The organism is Ruoffia sp. FAM 20857 (assembly GCF_045528645.1).
Lineage (GTDB): Bacteria > Bacillota > Bacilli > Lactobacillales > Aerococcaceae > Ruoffia > Ruoffia halotolerans.
The window spans coordinates 1-2,028 of record NZ_JBGQRB010000097.1 but is presented as its reverse complement, the minus strand read 5'-3'; the positions used below and the strand labels follow the sequence as shown (position 1 = coordinate 2,028).

Annotated in this window: 3 protein-coding genes; all 3 read right to left on the bottom strand. The window is 38.9% G+C overall.

Going from position 1 to position 2,028, the window contains the following annotated elements; translation table 11 throughout:
• Positions 1 to 176: 176 nt before the first annotated feature.
• The 3 genes from ACEN4N_RS11345 to ACEN4N_RS11335 all read right to left on the bottom strand — a co-directional run bounded on the left by ACEN4N_RS11345 (position 177) and on the right by ACEN4N_RS11335 (position 1,707).
• On the bottom strand, positions 177 to 938 hold the full coding sequence (locus ACEN4N_RS11345; protein ID WP_407090313.1) for a LysM peptidoglycan-binding domain-containing protein: 762 nt from the start codon (positions 936 to 938) through the stop codon (positions 177 to 179).
• 167 nt (positions 939 to 1,105) lie between these two features.
• The gene (locus ACEN4N_RS11340) at positions 1,106 to 1,291 is read right to left on the bottom strand and encodes a glycoside hydrolase family 2 TIM barrel-domain containing protein (protein WP_407094258.1); all 186 of its coding nucleotides are present in this window, start codon (positions 1,289 to 1,291) and stop codon (positions 1,106 to 1,108) included.
• 2 nt (positions 1,292 to 1,293) lie between these two features.
• The gene (locus tag ACEN4N_RS11335; protein WP_407094259.1) at positions 1,294 to 1,707 is read right to left on the bottom strand and encodes a glycoside hydrolase family 2 TIM barrel-domain containing protein; all 414 of its coding nucleotides are present in this window, start codon (positions 1,705 to 1,707) and stop codon (positions 1,294 to 1,296) included.
• Positions 1,708 to 2,028 lie beyond the last annotated feature (321 nt).

The following is a 2,028-nucleotide window of genomic DNA, read 5'->3' as shown; positions in this document are numbered from 1 at the left end:
AGTGTTTGCCTCCGGCTTCCTTCAGATTCCACCTCACGGTGGACACCCTTGCCTTTAGCTAACAGTTCCTACTGCCAAGTCTGTAGTGGACTTTCACCACCAAGTTATCGCCCATGCCGGGCGCACACACAAAAACAGCGCCAATCACCGAAGTGGTTGGCGCTGTTCAATCTATATTATGGTTGTGACACTCTTAAGTAAGTGCCAATATAGATAAAGTCAGATGTTAAGTTGTTCCATGCTTTTAATTGATTGACTGAAGTTCCGTAGCGGTATGCGATGTTAAATAATGTGTCGCCGGGTTGTACTCGGTGAACGGTTCCTTGTGATGGCGGTTGATTGTCGCCACCTCTAATATTTAAGCGCATGCCGATGGCTAAGAAATCAGATGACAAATTGTTCCATGACTTCAATTGGTTAACCGTTACGCCGTAACGATTCGCAATGCTCCATAATGTATCCCCTGATCTGACTGTATAAGTTAATCCTTCAGATGGAGGTGGTGTTGTACCTTGATCAGATACAACAAGTCGCATGCCAATGTATAAGAAATCAGATGATAGATTGTTCCATGATTTAATCTGATTCACTGTTACACCATAAGTGTTAGCGATACGCCATAAAGTATCTCCAGCTCTTACTGTATATACTGAGCCTGTTGGCGGTGGTGTTTCAGCGTCTGTGACGATTTTTAATTGTTGCCCAATTTGTAATAAATCAGTTGTTAAATGGTTCCATAATCTTAATTCGTTAGCTGTTACGCCGTAGTCGTTTGCGATTTTGTTGAGGTATTCGCCTGGTCTAACCGTATGAGTAATCACTGTGCCTGTACTGTAGTCTGCGTCTGCTTGGGCCATGACGGTTCCAACGCTCGTGTTCATTGCGCCAGCAAGTGTCAATATTGCTAAAGGAACCATTAATAATTTTACTTTTCTCATCGTTCCCACCTCTTTCAATTTCAAACTTAAGTGCTCTCTTCTATACTTATACTTTACCACTAAAGCGCATACATAACAATCTCATAGCCTTTTTTACACAGTTTTATAACACAAAATTCACACATTAGAAAAAGCACCCTAAACTAATAGGATGCTTCGTTTAAAATTCATTTAATATTTTCCCAGCGTTCTTTTGATTTATAAGCGACACGTTTAGGTTGGCATTGACATGTGAATACACCTTTTCTATTTTCCTTCACTCGCATCAGACCTTCAACAGTTTGGAAATCAGCAAAGTTCCAAATTTGCTCACTTTGAACCATGTCATAATCAGCAAACACGCGGTGATACATATCTAAGTACCCATCCCTGTATTGCTCTGTCCCATCACTGATGATAGTTTTGATTCACCAATGTAATTATCTGTACCGTATTCAGTAAAGATCATTGGTTTATTTAAAACATGTTCTACCCAAGCATCCATCTCATCACGGAATAGTCGTTCAGCACCTTCAAAGTCTGATTCACCTTTAACATACCAACCGTAATAACGGTTCATACATAGGAAATCAGCATGGTGATAACTTTTACAAGCATCTGGAGTTGAATACATAATTAAGGCAAATATACGCGGACGTTGTTGCGGACCATATTTGTGTGCTGCTTCAAATAATGGTCCGAAATATTCATTCGCTGCTTCTGTTGTTGTGCTTGGCTCATTCAGTAAGCTCCATGCAAAGACACTTGGGTGATTTTTATCACGTAAAATCAGTCATGAATATCTTCAATATGGTTCTTTTGTAATTCATCTAGATTTGGAAGAGCTTCAAAGAAGTCAACGTCTGTACCTTGAGAAGCTGCTAAGAAGTTGACGATACCTTCTAAATTTAATAACTTACACTATGATTATATCAAAACCATGACTTTACTCAGTTATAAAAACTCTTTAACAGATTTATATACTGGTGTGTTGTAAGATGAAACGCAACACTAAAAAAAGACATGAAGATTCGTTATACTTAAGTCACCACAACATAGTATAAGGAGAGAATCTTCATGTCACACACTCATTTTAACACAAAGAAATCTA

Bases quoted from the DNA above. Each gene is read 5' to 3' on its own strand.
- ACEN4N_RS11345 (WP_407090313.1), bottom strand. From the start codon at position 938: ATGAGAAAAGTAAAATTATTAATGGTTCCTTTAGCAATATTGACACTT.
- ACEN4N_RS11340 (WP_407094258.1), bottom strand. From the start codon at position 1,291: ATGTATCACCGCGTGTTTGCTGATTATGACATGGTTCAAAGTGAGCAA.